The organism is Candidatus Hydrogenedentota bacterium (genome assembly GCA_013359265.1).
Lineage (GTDB): Bacteria > Hydrogenedentota > Hydrogenedentia > Hydrogenedentales > SLHB01 > JABWCD01.
Genome location: JABWCD010000001.1, coordinates 98,237 through 112,804, shown reverse-complemented (window position 1 = coordinate 112,804; position 14,568 = coordinate 98,237). Strand labels below are relative to the sequence as shown.

Annotated in this window: 7 protein-coding genes and 1 pseudogene; 3 read left to right on the top strand and 5 right to left on the bottom strand. The window is 60.6% G+C overall.

The genetic code is table 11. From position 1 onward, the window contains the following. Positions 1-124 precede the first annotated feature (124 nt). A complete protein-coding gene (locus HUU46_00425) occupies positions 125-3,637 on the top strand; it encodes a DUF1553 domain-containing protein (protein NUM52084.1) in 3,513 nt (1,170 codons plus the stop codon). Between the two features lie 261 nt (positions 3,638-3,898). On the opposite strand, the gene HUU46_00420 is transcribed toward HUU46_00425, so the two are convergent. Further along, positions 3,899-4,591: a PEP-CTERM sorting domain-containing protein gene (locus HUU46_00420; GenBank protein ID NUM52083.1), complete on the bottom strand. Its 693-nt coding sequence runs from the start codon at positions 4,589-4,591 to the stop codon at positions 3,899-3,901. Positions 4,592-4,776: 185 nt separating this feature from the next. On the opposite strand from HUU46_00420, the gene HUU46_00415 reads away from it, so the two are divergent. Continuing rightward, complete coding sequence (locus HUU46_00415; GenBank protein ID NUM52082.1) at positions 4,777-6,228, top strand: DUF1501 domain-containing protein; 1,452 nt, start codon at positions 4,777-4,779, stop codon at positions 6,226-6,228. Between the two features lie 449 nt (positions 6,229-6,677). Next, a complete protein-coding gene (locus tag HUU46_00410) occupies positions 6,678-7,178 on the top strand; it encodes a four helix bundle protein (protein ID NUM52081.1) in 501 nt (166 codons plus the stop codon). Between the two features lie 214 nt (positions 7,179-7,392). On the opposite strand, the gene HUU46_00405 is transcribed toward HUU46_00410, so the two are convergent. From HUU46_00405 to HUU46_00390, 4 genes and pseudogenes are all read right to left on the bottom strand, one after another. Beyond that, the gene (locus HUU46_00405) at positions 7,393-9,807 is read right to left on the bottom strand and encodes a hypothetical protein (protein ID NUM52080.1); all 2,415 of its coding nucleotides are present in this window, start codon (positions 9,805-9,807) and stop codon (positions 7,393-7,395) included. A 395-nt stretch (positions 9,808-10,202) separates the two neighbouring features. Next, a complete protein-coding gene (locus HUU46_00400; GenBank protein ID NUM52079.1) occupies positions 10,203-10,649 on the bottom strand; it encodes an ankyrin repeat domain-containing protein in 447 nt (148 codons plus the stop codon). A 909-nt stretch (positions 10,650-11,558) separates the two neighbouring features. Beyond that, positions 11,559-11,882 (bottom strand): annotated as a pseudogene (locus HUU46_00395) (DUF1559 domain-containing protein). A gap of 685 nt (positions 11,883-12,567) precedes the next feature. Continuing rightward, entirely contained in the window at positions 12,568-14,334 is a 1,767-nt protein-coding gene (locus HUU46_00390; protein ID NUM52078.1) for a polysaccharide deacetylase family protein, read from the bottom strand. Between the last annotated feature and the right edge of the window lie 234 nt (positions 14,335-14,568).

Genomic DNA, 14,568 nt, shown 5'->3' with positions numbered 1-14,568 from the left:
GCCCCGGCACGGGTCCCAGGCAAGTACGCGTGGTGCGCCGTCGAATCGACCCGGTGGCAGATAAAAGGCATGTTGCGCGAATGTTGGAACGCTGCTAGATTGCAGACCTATGGTGACGCGTTTCATGCAGACCGGCGGCGCACTTCGCCGTGCAGTAGTCCTACTCTGCGCCGCGCTGGCCCTGACCGGCGCTCGCGCGGACGACCCGCTGGCGGACGTCACTCAGTTGCTCGAGGCCGTCCGTACGCTGCAATCGGATGCGACGGTCCTCGAGGGGCTGACACAGCGGCTCGGCGGCCAAGCCTTCGACAAGAACAACCCGTGGGCTGGACTGCTTCAGGCGTTGAGACCCGAAGGCGCGCAGAACCACTCCGCGGAGACGATTGAGTTCTTCGAGGCGAAGATTCGGCCGGTGCTTGTCCAGAATTGCTTTGAATGCCACGGTCCGGAGAAACAGAAAGCCGGGCTGCGGCTCGATTCGCGCGAGGCGATCCTGAGAGGGGGAGAGCGTGGCCCCGCAGTCGTGTCCGGCGACGTGGAAACGGGCCATTTATTGAATGCAATCGGGTACGAAGGCGAACTGAAAATGCCGCCTTCGGGCAAGCTTCCCGACGATGTCATCGAGAATCTGCGGCATTGGGTGGCGATGGGCGCGCCGTGGCCGGCCGGTGGCGCGCCGAACCTCTCAATCATGGATCAACGCATCGAGCACGCGCGCACAGACCACTGGGCATTCCAGCCAATTGCGAGTCCGCCGGTGCCGGCGCCACGGGACACGTCGTGGGTGGCCAATCCGATAGATGCCTTTGTACGGGTGGCGCTCGAAGCGCAGGGGCTGGAGCCGTCGCCGCCCGCCGACAAGTTCACGCTGATTCGAAGGCTTACCTACGATCTGACGGGACTGCCGCCATCGCGCGAGGAAATCGACGCGTTCGAGAACGACGGCGCGTCCGATGCGTACGAAAAAGTTGTGGATCGGCTGCTGGCGTCGCCGCGTTACGGCGAACGTTGGGGCCGATACTGGCTGGATGTGGCGCGGTATGCGGACACGCGCGGGTACGTGTTTCAGCAGGAACGCAACATTCCCTTCTCGTACACCTACCGAGACTATGTGATCCGGGCATTCAACGAAGACTTGCCGTTCGACACCTTTGTGAAGCAGCAACTCGCGGCCGATCAGTTGGAAATCGGCGACGACAAGCGCCCGTTGGCGGCGATGGGGTTTCTCACGCTGAACCGGCATTTCCTCGGAAACATCAACGACATTACCGATGATCGCATCGACGTGGTGACGCGCGGGTTGATGGGGCTGACGGTTACGTGCGCGCGGTGTCACGATCACAAGTATGACCCGGTGACGATGGCGGACTACTATGCGCTTTACGGCGTGTTCCGCAGTTCGGTCGAGCCCCCGGAGCTTCCATTAATCAAGGAGCCCGATCCAAACAATCCAAAGTATCAGGACTTTCTCGCCAAGCTGAAGGAGGCCAAAGACGCGGAACGCGCATTGGTAAAAGAACTGCACGTGACGTTGTTGACCCATGCGCGAGAGAAGGTCGAAGCGTATTTGCTCGCCGCGCATGACGCGAAAGACATCACGGACGAGGGCGCGTTCAAGACGATTGCGCGCGACCGCGAGTTGCGGTGGCAGTTGGTGGGGCGTTGGCGCGACTTCCTGAAGAAGAAGTCGGAAGCTCACGATAGTATTTTCGGGCCGTGGGCGCAGTTTGCGGCGTTGCCGGCGGATGGGTTCGCAGAACAGTCCGCACCGCTTGCCGCACAGTTTGCCGAGAACAAGAACGCCGAAAAGCCCCTGAACCCGCGCATCGCCGCGGCATTTGGCGGAGACGCGCCAAAATCCATGGCGGAGGTCGCGCAGCGGTACGCGAACGTGCTGCGCGGCGTCGATTCGCAGTGGATGAATCTGCTCGTCGGCGAGGCGCTGCTCGGAATGACATTGTCAACGTCGTTGACTGACGCAAACGACGAAGAACTTCGAAACGTCCTGTATGGCGCGGACAGCCCCGCGAACGTTTCCGAGGGCGATTTGCTGTCGATGTACGACGTTCCGACGCAGAACCGCGTGCGCGACAAACGCAACGCGATTGCGCGCGTCGAAGCGGCGCACGAGGGCCGGCCCGATCGCGCAATGGCCTTGGTGGACGCCGACAAGCCATTCGATCCGCACATCCTCGTGCGCGGGAACCCCGGCAACAAGGGCGACGCCGTGCCGCGCCAGTTCCTCGCCGTGCTGAGCGAACACGAACCGAAACCCTTCGAGAAAGGAAGCGGGCGCCTCGAATTGGCGAACGCGATCGCAAGCGCGGACAATCCGCTGACGGCGCGTGTGTGGGTGAACCGCGTGTGGACGGAGCATTTCGATCGCGGCATCGTCGACACGCCGAGCGATTTCGGCGTGCGCACGGACAAGCCCGTGCACGCGGCGCTGTTGGATTACCTCGCCGCGCGGTTCATCGCGGACGGGTGGTCGACAAAAAAACTGCACAAGCTGATCGTCATGTCGAACACCTACCGGCAAATCAGCGCCGACAACGCAGACGCACGCGTGAAAGACCCGGACAATCGACTGTTGTGGAAGCAGAACCGGCAACGTTTGGATTTCGAGGCGTTGCGCGATTCGATTCTCGCGGCCTCCGGGACACTCGATCTCGCGATGGGCGGCCCGTCCGTCGATATCGTCGATCCGCCGTTCACGACCCGCCGCACCGTGTACAGCTTCATCGAGCGCCAGAACTTGCCCGGGATGTTTCGCACGTTCGATTTCGCGAACCCGGACACGCACAGCCCGCGCCGGTTCCGCACGACGGTCCCGCAGCAGGCCCTGTTCATGCTGAACGGACCGTTCGTCATCGAACAGGCGCGCAAGCTTGCGGCGCGGCCCGAGGTCGCAAGCGCGGAAGGCGCGGCGGAACGCGCGAAGATGCTGTACCGCATTGTGTACAACCGCGAACCGGACGCCGGCGAATGCGCAATGGTGGACCGATTTATCGCCGATCAGACGACGTTTGCCGCGGTCGAACCCTCGGCGTGGCAATACGGATACGGCGCGGTGGACGACGCGGCCGGCCGAGTGACGTTTACGCCGTTCCCGCGTTTCGCCGAAGGTCAATGGCGCGCGGGCGAGTCGATTCCCAATCCTGATACGAATTATCTCAGCCTTGGCGCCGGGGGCGGTCATCCCGGTAAGGGGATTGAGCAGGCCGCGATTCGCCGATGGATCGCGCCGCGTGGCGGCGTGGTCGCCGTTGAAGGGACGTTGAAGCACGGCGCCGAGGACGGGCAAGGCGACGGCGTGATTGGTTACATCGTGACGGCGCGCAAGGGAATCGCGTGGACCGCGCCGGTAAAGTCCGCGAATGTCGAGACCGTTGCGTCCGCGATCGAGGTTGCGAAGGGTGACGCGATTGACTTCGTCATTTCTCCAGGCCCGACCGACAGCTTCGATTCGTTCGGGTGGGCTCCGATTGTGCGGTATACGGACGACGCGGATCAGAACGCCAAGAACGAATGGCGCGCGGACGTGGACTTTACGGGGCCGCCCCCGCCGGCGCTGGACCCGTGGGAGCGATTGGCGCAGGTTCTGCTCGCGTCGAACGAGTTCGCGTTCGTCGATTAGAGCGTTTCAAGGTCGGCTACGCGGCGTGCTCGTGACTTGTCCTCCGAAGCCGATCGGGCGAAGGAGGATCCTGCTGGTCATCGTACTCGATCTTTTCGAATATCGAGTGCGAGTACGATGACGACTCACGAGCAAGAGCACGGAAAAGACAGTGTGCACAAGCTTGAGTCGCTCTAGCCCCGTTCAATCGGGCTCGCGATTTGCAAAAAGAAAAGGGGCGGGTATCAAGACCCGCCCTCCGAAACCCATGTTCTGAAAAATCTACGCGCGGCGAATGCGCTGCCGCACGAAAATTGCCGCAATGCCCGCCCCGATGAGCACAACCGTCGAAGGCTCCGGCACGATGCCGCCGGTCAGATTGAAAGCCAGGTCGTATTCGCGGACATTGAGCTGGTCTTTCCAGTTCGCGATATCGCCGGGGAAGTTGTTGCCGCTCACCTGATACGACGAGCCGTCTTCAAGCGAGGTCTGCCAGCGCCAGTGGAACCCGTTCGTGATCGCGAGCCAGTACGTGACGTTCGCGTCCAACTCGATCGGATCGAAGTACAGGTCGTACGCGAATACCGGCGCCTCGGTGTCGCCTCCCACATCCAGGCCCGAATCCATGCGCGACGCGCTCGAACCGTCGATCGTGAAAAGCGCGCCCGTATCCAGGTCCGGCGCGCCGTTCAAATCGGCGTAGATATACAACTGAAAGTCGTCGTCGAGTTGCTCGGAGAAGTAGGTGTAATAATTGCCCCACCAATGCACGTCGGTAAGCGTCGTGTTACCTTCGTCGAGCACAAAATCGTCGAACGCGGTGAAGTCGGGATTGAGGCTGTCGAAGACCGTGCTGTCCGTACCGCCCGTTGTTGCGTCGGGCCCGCCATTGTCGTAAATGACGTCCGCGAACGCGGCCGGCGAGATCAGGAGACATGCGAGAAGACATGCTCCTCTACCGAACTGAATACTCATGGCTACACCCTCACCTAAGAAATCACACCTTGCACGAGAATCAGAAACGCACCAGAGACCATTGCACCTTACTCAAAGAATAGCGAATCGTTACAATTTTGTCAAGGGTTTTCCTGCCGCCCCTGTTGACCTTTTGCCAAGAACGTTGCACAATCACACCCAGCATGCAGGGCGAGCGTTTGGGCATGACGAGTTTCAGTCAAACCGACCATCATGACGTGACCGCGGACGACTACGTCCTCTCGCGGCGCGATTTCCTGCGCCGGACGGGGCTTGGCCTTGGTGCGTTGGGACTTACGGCGATGCTGGGGGCCCACGCGGAGGGCGGCGCCGCCGGTTCGATGGCGGTGAAGCAGCCGCAGTTCGCCGGGCGCGCGAAGCGGGTCATCCACATTTTCCTGAACGGCGGCTGCTCGCATGTCGACTCGTTTGACCCCAAGCCCGCGCTCGAAAAGTACGCCGGGCAGATGCTTCCAATGGAAAACCTGCGCACGGAACGCAAGACGGGCGCGGCCCTGCCATCTCCATACACATTTAAGCAGTACGGGCAGAGCGGCATCCCGGTCAGCGAGATATTCGCGAAGACGGCGGAATGCGTGGACGACATGTGCATCGTGCGGTCGATGCACGCGGACGTACCGAACCACGAGCCGTCCCTGCTGCTGATGAACTGCGGCGAAGCCCGGCTGATCCGGCCGAGCGTGGGATCGTGGGTGACCTACGGGCTCGGCACGGAAAACCAGAACCTGCCGGGATTCATCGTGATGTGCCCGCGCGGGTATCCGATCCAGGAATCCCAGAACTGGCAGGCGGGTTTCCTGCCGGGGATATATCAGGGCACGTACGTCGACACGCAACACACCGACGTCGACAAACTGATCGAGTTCATCAAGAACGAGTACACCGGAGCGCGCGCGCAACGCAGCCAACTCGAATTGCTGTACGCATTGAACGAACGCCATGCGCGCGCACGATCGGAAGACGCGGAGATCGAGGCGCGGATACAGTCGTACGAATTGGCCTATCGCATGCAACTCGACGCGACGGACGCGTTCGACGTGTCGCGCGAGCCGCGGTACATCCGCGAGATGTACGGCGAGAAGACGCAGTCGCGGCAACTGCTGATTGCGCGGCGCCTGATCGAGCGCGGCGTGCGCTTTGTCCAGGTCTGGCACGGCGCGGGCCAGCCGTGGGACAGCCACGACGACCTCGAATCGCAACACCGCAAACTGGCGGCCGACTGCGACCAGGGAATAGCCGCGCTGCTGAAGGACCTCAAGCAACGCGGGCTACTGGAAGACACGCTTGTGATGTGTTCCGGCGAGTTCGGCCGCACGCCAACCGTCGAGTTGCCCACGCCCGGACTAAACGCGGGCAAAATCAACGGGCGCGACCACAACCCGTACGGGTTCACCGCGTGGCTCGCCGGCGGCGGCGTGCGCGGCGGACACATCCACGGCGCGACGGACGAGTTCGGGTTCAAGGCCGTCGAAAGCCCCGTACACGTTCACGACCTCCACGCAACGATGCTGCACCTGCTCGGCTTCGACCACGAGAAATTCACCTTCCGCTCCGCCGGCCGCGATTTCCGCTTGACGGACGTGCACGGCAACGTCGTGCACGAGTTGATCGCGTAGCGCACGCGGTGTCAGTCTTACTTCAACTTTGCTACGGGGCACGCTTATTGAAGAATCTCAAATTTGAAATTTCAAATCTGAAATCCCAAGCGTAAACCGTCATTGTTGATACTCGTATCGAATTTGGGACCGCGTAACGGTGTTGCTCTCGTTAATTTGCTGGATCGAGATATCGAGGACATTCTGCCATGAGAGCACTCGGATAGAGCAATTTGCGATATTACGCAAGCGCGTTTTCGTGCTCGTAATCGTTCGCCGCGGCGAATCGTAACCGTAATCGTACACTCGATTTGTACCGAAACCTACGGAACATACCGGCTACGATACTTCTTAATTTGCGCTGGTTCGTCGTATGTCCGCAATTTCAAATTTGAAATTTCAAAATCCAAGTACCAAACTCGAAACTTTACATCCAAAATTTCATATGCGAGACAGGGGACGATGCTGCAATGAAATACGAACGTTTCGAAGACCTGCCCGTGTGGAAAGCGGCGATGGATGTTGCGTCGTTGACGTATGCACTCACACGTGACCGCTATTTTTCGCAACCGGGCGATCTATTGAGCCAACTCCGCCGCGCCGCGCTATCCATTTCGAATAACATTGCTGAGGGATTCGAAAGAGGATCAACGGCAGAACTCCTCACATTCCTCTATATCGCCCGCGGCTCAGCCGGCGAGGTCCGCTCGATGCTCCATTTCGTCGAGCGGGACGCGTCCGCCGAACATCTCAAATCTGAAATCTCAAATTTGAAATTGATTACCGAAAACTGCGCGAAGCAAATCCGCGGATGGGCGGACCACTTGCAAAACTCCGACATCAAGGGGCAACGGCATTTGACCGAACGCTCGCGGCAAGCATTCGACCGCGCGAACAACGCGGCGGCGTTTGTAAAGCAAATTGACGAAATGGTCGCTCGCGCCCGTAAGGCGAGAGAAGGCGGGGAATAAGGCTGACAGCGGACAAAGCAGCCAGATTGCATTGCGCACATCTCCCGCCGCAGCGATTGCGGCGGGCTGGAGCGTTTCACGGTCGGCTGTGCCGCGTGCTCCTGCTCGTCATCGTACTCGATCTTTTCGAGTATCGAGTGCGACTATGATGACGACTCACGAGCACGCTATGAGTAATTCGCGCGCCTGTATCTGCATACATTCTTGAACCGCTCTAATTCGGTATCAACCACACCTCCGCGACTTGCGGGCCGCGCCCTTCTACCTTCTTCCAGCGCAGTTCGAGCGTGCCGTCCTTGGTTGCCTCGGCGGGGATTGGGAATTCGACCACCTCGGGCGGGTCGCTGAACTTGACCGGTCCGTGTACTTCATACTTGTCGTCCGCGGTGCACGTCATCGTGGCGCGGAAGCGGCCGGTGTAGACGGCGCGCAGCGTGTACGTCTTCGACGGGTCTAGCTTCTCGTACTTCATTTGCAGGTCTGCGCGGAAGAGGGTCTGCGCCTGATCCAGCCACGACAGACGCGGGGGAATCGTGCCCGCGGGCGGCGCGTCGGCCTTCGGTTCGAGTTGGCCGGGGTCCTGCGGCACGCGCGGATCGCGCTGGAACTCGTCCTGCGCGGTGAAGACGTATCCGGGATCGTCTTCCCACTTGTTCGCGATTACGAGATGCGGTTCCTTGCGCCCGTTGCCGAGATCGTCGTACAGCGCGCCGGGTGCGGGCGTCTCCCAATTGATCACCTTGCTGATTCGATCTAACTTCACCTTCTCGTCTTTTTCGTGGAAAATTTCGAGGAAGTGGCCCTGCAACCAGTAACGGTCGTTCAGGGGGCGGTCCAACCCTTCGAGAATCGCGCCGCGCTCGGCGCCGCTGGCCTTGTACTTCTCGACGTGCAACTGCATGCCGATGCTGTGGAACAGTTCGTCGCCGAGTTTTTCGACGCGTTGCTTCAGTTCCGGCGTGGCGGGCGATTTGTCCGGCGCGGCCAACGCCGCGATCGCCGCCTGCATTGCCTTGTCCGCGCCCACCTGCGGCGCTTTCGCGAGTTCCGAGTAGGCCTTCTTCTCCGCGTCCGTTTCCACGACGAGCCGCGCCTTCTGGTACGCGTCGTAATACGCGCGGATGAGGCACTGCTGCAGGCGCCAGTTTTCTTTCAGCGCCTTTTCGGTCGAACGTTTCTCGACGTCCTGCCACAGCGCGAGGGTCTTATCCACGGACGCATTCTCCGCCAGCGCGCCCTTCCAATTGTCTTCCTGGCCGATAAGACCCTTGGCGGTTTGCTCGGCGAAATCCGCGCCGATGAAATAGCGGCCATAGTCCTCGAGCACTTCGGTGATATCGGCCTTCGGGTCCCAGCCCACGGAAGTCCAGATGACTTTGTTCACGTCGTCGTTCACGCCGTCGGAGTAGGTGACAAACCCTTCGCTGTCGTCGAGTTCGCCGTTGTGGATGTGGGTCTGCGCGAAGGGCCGCGGGTTTGCGGGTTCGCGGCCCAGCGTGTGCGCGAACGCGCGGTCCCAACGCGGCACGGGATACTGGCAGCGCACGGTGTGCGTGATGTCCGGATACGAGCGCACGCGGTACTCCTTCGGCGTGCGTTCGCGAATCTCTTTCAAGTTCATCTTGGCCCAGGGACCGAAGATGACCCCCGTGAACCATTTTGGCTTTTGGGTCGCGAGATAGTTGAAGAAGAACTCGCTGTCCTCGTCCTCGAAGCCCTGCGTCGAAAGCCAGAACTCGCACTTCGGGTGCACCTCGTGCAGGATGGCGACCAGCTTCTCGAGGAACGGCATCAGGTGTTTGGGCAGCGTATCGCCCGGATCGCCGCCGGGAATGAACAGCGCATCGAGCACGGGCAACTGCTTGAACACCTCGCGGCTGCGCGCCAGTTCCGTCTCCGCGAGGGCCGCGTCGGCGACGTCCCCCTTCAGCGCGTGCCACGCCCAGACGTCGATTCCGTAGGAATGGATAATGTGGCACAGCTTCTCGTTCATTTCCGTCGCGGTCATCTTCATGACCGGACTCTCCTTCGGCGTTTCGTCGAAATCGGGGATAAGCTCGACCGCGTTCATACCGAAAACGATGAGGTCGCGGATGTATTGATCGAACTGCTTCTCGTCCCACGCGTCCCACGTGTTGTTCGCGTTGCGGTAGCCCAGTTGATGGCCGCGGATGCGATCGACGGGCGCGGTGGATACCTTTAGCGGTGCGGGAAGCGTGACGGAGCCGTCGCGCAGTTCGAGCTTGCGCAACAGATGGCCGACGCCGAAGAGCGCCCCGCGCGGGTCATGGCCGACGATCCAAACCTGATCGCCGGCGGTCCACAGCGCGTAGCCCTCGGCTTTGGCGGGCACGGTGAGACCGCTGGGGAGTTTGCCGGATACGCCTGCCAGGTCCTTTTCAAGGACGACGACGATCGCGGAACCGTCCGGTTTGCCCGGCTTCTCGATTAGCGTGACGCCGCTGATCCGCGCGATCTCCTCGACGAGCATCGTTGCGCTCTTCGCGACAACGGGATCGTCGCTCCCGCGCACGACGACGGCCTTCGTGAGTTCAAACGGCTGCGCCCCGGCCGCGAAAACCACCACCAACAGGCCCAAAACTACACCGTACACACTTCGCACCAGCATGATGGTCCCCTCAGTTAACTCGATGCCCTCGTTGATTCCTCGCTCCCAACCTTTCGATCTCCTCGTTAACTCGTTCCCAACTTTCGTTGATTCCTCGTTCCCGACTTTTTAACTCGTTCCCAACCTTCCAGTTTTAACTCGTTCCCAACTTTCCAGTTGGGAACGCGCTCTTGCGAAGCTCTGCTTCGCTCCGTCTTGCCACGTTGCCGCAGCCGGAGTGCGCGCAGTGCAAAGCGGAGCTTTTCAAGAGCGCGTTACCAACTGGAAAGTTGGTAACGAGAATGCAGCGAATGCAACGACGGGACGAGAATGCAGCGCACTATGCCGGTGTCGGCGGCTGCGTTCTCTTGCTGCGCCGTCGTACCGTGAAGGCGATACCGCGGTTGCTGGGAAACCTACTGTGCGGGTGGCGCGGCCGGTGCAGCGGCGCCGCCCGCTTCCAGCGCCTTTACTTCCGCCTCGCGCAGGGTCTTGGCTATTCCCGTATGGGCGAATTCGAGCGCTGCGCTCGCGGGCGAATTGCCGTCTTCGTCGGTAATCGTGGGATCGGCACCTTGCGACAACAGATAGTCTACGATGCCCGATTGCCCGCCGCCGGCCGCAGCATGGAGTGCTGTGCGGCCGAGTTCGCCTTTCGCGTTGATGAGTGACGGATCGGCGGCGAGGAGGTTCTTCACTTCGTCTAACTGTCCCTCATAAGCGGCGGCACAAAGGACCTGTATAGGCGCCATCCCTGAAATGTCACGCTGCTCCTCTTGCAGGGGTGTGCTCCCGCCTGAACAGCCAGAAAGCATTGCCACGAATAGAAAGCAAAAGGCAGTACCCAGAATCAAGCCCCTCATGACGCATCTCCTTAGACATGCGGAGGCCGGAGTACAGAAGTACTCCGGCGCTCCGCGCACACTTCATACTACGCTACACGCGTTGGTATCGGGTCAGCACTACTCGGCCTACGGAAAGTCCGGGGTCGCGGTAACGCCAGCCGGACGCTTGTATGCGAACTCGTTGACGTGCCAAGTGCGACCACCCGGCGTGACATACTTGAGCCATTCCACGTGACCATCCATGTACAGGGCGTTCACGCCGCCCGGGACATGGTTGAAGCGGCCAGAGCCGTCCAAACCGCCGAACACCTGACCCGAACCATTGTACGCGCGGGCCTCGTCCGCCATCACGAGGATGTTGGACTGTGCCGCCGCGCTGCCGCCCGGGTTATTGATGTCGGTAATGAAGAACCGCTCGAGCCCTTCGCGGAGACGGCCTACAAATGCCACCTTACCGGACGGCAAGTTGTACGTGCGGTCGTTGTTGCGGTTTGACCAAACGGCGGGCGTGATGTTGGTGCCGGTGGTACCACCGGTAACCTCTACGCCGACGCTCAAGCTATTCTTCGCGTACAGCATGCCGACGTACCAGTAGTCTTCGAGGTTCGTCATCCAGTCGGGATTGATGGCCCACCCGAAGTAACGGTACGCGCGGACGTCATTGTATCCCGTCTTCACCAGGTCGGTGTGCGGCTGCACCTGGCAGCGATCCGGGAGAACGTCGCAGCCATTGAACCAGCGCGCCGGCGGCGAACCGGTGACGCCATAGGTGGCGATGTCCGCCGCGGTCACGCCTGTCTTGCCGAAGCAGGGATTGTCGCGTTCGTTGTTCGTCGTGGCATACGTGACGATCGACGGATCGCAACCCGCGTTCAGGTTGCGGGCATTGTTGAGCTCCGTCGCGGCATACAAGCCCTGGCGACCCTGCGACGGGCAGGTCAGGACTTTGATGTCCGACAGGTACTCGGGAATGATGTCCTTCCACATGTGGTAGGCATTCATGCGCTTGGTCGCGTTGAAGCCGGTATTCGTGTGGTCGATACCGTTCTGCGGCCAACGATTTTCTGACGCTTCGTTCGCGAACATCTTGTGGACAATCCCCAACTGCTTGAGGTTGTTCTGGCACGATGCCCGGCGGGCCGCCTCGCGCGCGCGCGCCAGCGCCGGCAGGAGGATTGCCGCGAGAATCGCGATGATCGCGATGACGACGAGCAGTTCGATCAGCGTAAAGCCTCGTACTCTTCCTCTCATCTACTTTCTCCCCATCGAGAAGTGTGCTTTGTCTGCACACCGGTTTTTTCACCGAGCGGCGACCCCAATATCGCCTTTTGAACCCATTACAAGTAGTCATGAATCGAAAAATGCAATGATACGGAACACTCAGCGTACTGAACGGTGTGTGTTTTGCCCTGCGCGCCCTCCTTCACCTGCACGCAAACCGACATGACGTTGCCGACCCCGGCTTGCGTGTACCCGAACTTGCCCACAAAAACGTTAATCCTTTTTCAGATCGTTGGCAAGACTTTTTTTTGATTTCGCAGAAAACGATCCTTCAGCGACTTTCCGCTTCCCCCGGACCAGGTACGCGGATTCGCGGAAGTACCCGAACGTATTGGGTTGTGTGATATATGTAAGATATTCATTTTGAATTGGTTATGTATAATGTATTTTCGCTGCGTGTTTTGGATGGACCATTGAATCCCGCCGCGCGCCGGGGGCATTCGGCCGCGCCGGTGGCCGCCCGCGAAGTGCGGGATTTTCGGCGACATTCGCGCGCCCGCGCACTTTCTCCAATGGCGTCCATAAATAGATAAGTGTGTCCCGCACTCGCCACAGGGAACGCCGCCGCGGGGGCTTTTCCTCCTTGTGTTCCCTCCTCGTTCTCAACTTTCCAGTACCCTCCTCGTTCCCGACTTTCCAGTTGAGAACGAGAGCTTTACTTCACCGGTGGGCGTTCGAGCGCGGCGAATTCTCTTTGGGCGCGGCGGACTTCCTTGTCACGATTCGCGATCGCGTCGAGGAACCAGAGGCGTCCCTTGACGCTGACGCGTTGGCCGGGGGCGGCGTCGGGTAGGACAGGGTCGGAGTGCATGCAGGGGCATTTTTCATTGCCCCAGACGCGGCCGCAGCGGTCGAACGCGATCAGGATTTCGCGTTCCCCGCTGTCCATCCTGGTAGACGCGACGCTTCCGTCGAACCGTTTATTGTCTTTCGTTTGTGCGTTGAAGCCGGGCATGCCCTTGAGCATGGCGCAGATTTGGGTGCGGAGGCCCGTTAGCGGTTGTCCGGAGCCGTTCTCGAGCCAGAGTTCGAGATCGACGGCGTCCTCCTTGGGCATGACGCGCGCGCCGAACTTTATGTTGTTGGGCAAGGTCCATTCGTTTTCGAGATCGCCGTTGGGAAGCAGTTCCCAGTCGTTGTTTTCGATGGGCTGGTGTTGCTTGTCCCACATGCTTTGCACGTGGGTGTGCGCAAGGAACGTCAGCCCGAGGTTGCTGAAGATGGCCTCGGGAATATCGAGCACGACGTAGTTCGGATCGGTCCGAGGTCCGGGCGCCCGCGCTCCTGTCGATTCCCGATCGCCGTCCTGCCACGGGGCGAAGATGCTGACTTTCGAGCCGCGCAGCGGGCTGACCGCGCCGTCGAGGAACCCGATGCGGGGGTGGCGTCCGCCCGGATAGGGGAGGACGACGATGCGGGGTTTCTTGCCGGCGGGCGGCCATGCAGGCGGCACGTCCGCGAATTTCGGCGCGCGCGCCTGCAACGTTTTGACGGGCCAGCCGAACACCGAAGCGAGCTCCTCTTCGGTGTAGTTGTGCGCTTTCATAACGTTGAACCAGAACGCGGGGTTCGCGCGGGTGGCGTGGACTTCGGCGGGGAGGTCGACGGGCTGGGAGGTGTAACGGACCATGGTCATGGCGTCTTTCGCCGGTTGTTCCGGGTCGATGTAGCGCGCGAGGCCGCGCATCGCAATCACGTTGAAACCGTTTTGCTTGAGGTAGTCCATGTATTCGCGGAACCGTTCGGGCGGGGTGTGGACCCAGGGGTGCGCGATGTCGGGCACGCCGTGGAACTGGACAACGGCGATTGTGCCGTCTTTCGCGCGGTCGACGACGCGCTTGAAGTCGTCGAGCGTCCAGCTTGGATACGCGTCGCCCGCGGACGGGATGAGCAGCGGGTCGTAGTTCGCGGGTGCATACATCGGGCCGGGCTTGATCTGGCCGTAGGGGATCTCGGGTTGCATGCCGCGCCGGGCGAGCGTGTAGCCGCATTTCTTCAGCACGTCAACGCCTTCGGGCGAGAACGTGTTGCCGCACCACGCGAAGCTCGTGGGCTTGGGGACGCCGGCCTTCGCGAGTTCCTGTTCGACGAGGAAGATTTGGCCTTCGAGTTGAGCGGCGTATTTCGGGTTGCCGAAGTTCGAGTGACTCCAACTGTGGTTGCCAATCTCGAAGCCCATCTGGTGCAGTTCGGCGATGTCCTGCCAGTTCATGAAGTTTTCGGTGTCCGACATCCAGAGGGCGGTCACGAAGAAGCTCGCGCCGAACCCGTATTCCTTCAGCAGCGGGCCTACGAACGTGCGGTGCGACTTTACGGCATCGTCGAAGGTTAGGACGACGGTCTTGTCCGGGATGGATTCTACCGCGACGGCGGAGACAGCGGCGGCGAAGCCGAGAAGAATCGAGAAACGAATTGCGCGCATGGCCGGTGTTCCCCCCGATGTGAATGGGGGTATTGTGATCTTGATGGGGAGGAAGTGCAACCGCGTGGTGGGAGGAGCAAAGCAGAGATAACGAGGAAAACGTGCTCGTGCTCGTGAGTCGTCATCGTACTCGTGGCTCGACACTCGAACTGAATCGATTACGATTACGATTACGAGCACGAGCACGAGCACGAGCACGAGGATGAGCATGAGCACGAGATTGTATAGAAGGCC

What these genes read in the sequence shown, in the direction of transcription:
- HUU46_00410 (NUM52081.1), top strand. Translation starts at nt 6,678, where the DNA reads ATGAAATACGAACGTTTCGAAGACCTGCCCGTGTGGAAAGCGGCGATG.
- HUU46_00390 (NUM52078.1), bottom strand. Translation starts at nt 14,334, where the DNA reads ATGCGCGCAATTCGTTTCTCGATTCTTCTCGGCTTCGCCGCCGCTGTC.
- HUU46_00420 (NUM52083.1), bottom strand. Translation starts at nt 4,591, where the DNA reads ATGAGTATTCAGTTCGGTAGAGGAGCATGTCTTCTCGCATGTCTCCTG.
- HUU46_00425 (NUM52084.1), top strand. Translation starts at nt 125, where the DNA reads ATGCAGACCGGCGGCGCACTTCGCCGTGCAGTAGTCCTACTCTGCGCC.
- HUU46_00405 (NUM52080.1), bottom strand. Translation starts at nt 9,807, where the DNA reads ATGCTGGTGCGAAGTGTGTACGGTGTAGTTTTGGGCCTGTTGGTGGTG.
- HUU46_00400 (NUM52079.1), bottom strand. Translation starts at nt 10,649, where the DNA reads ATGAGGGGCTTGATTCTGGGTACTGCCTTTTGCTTTCTATTCGTGGCA.
- HUU46_00415 (NUM52082.1), top strand. Translation starts at nt 4,777, where the DNA reads ATGACGAGTTTCAGTCAAACCGACCATCATGACGTGACCGCGGACGAC.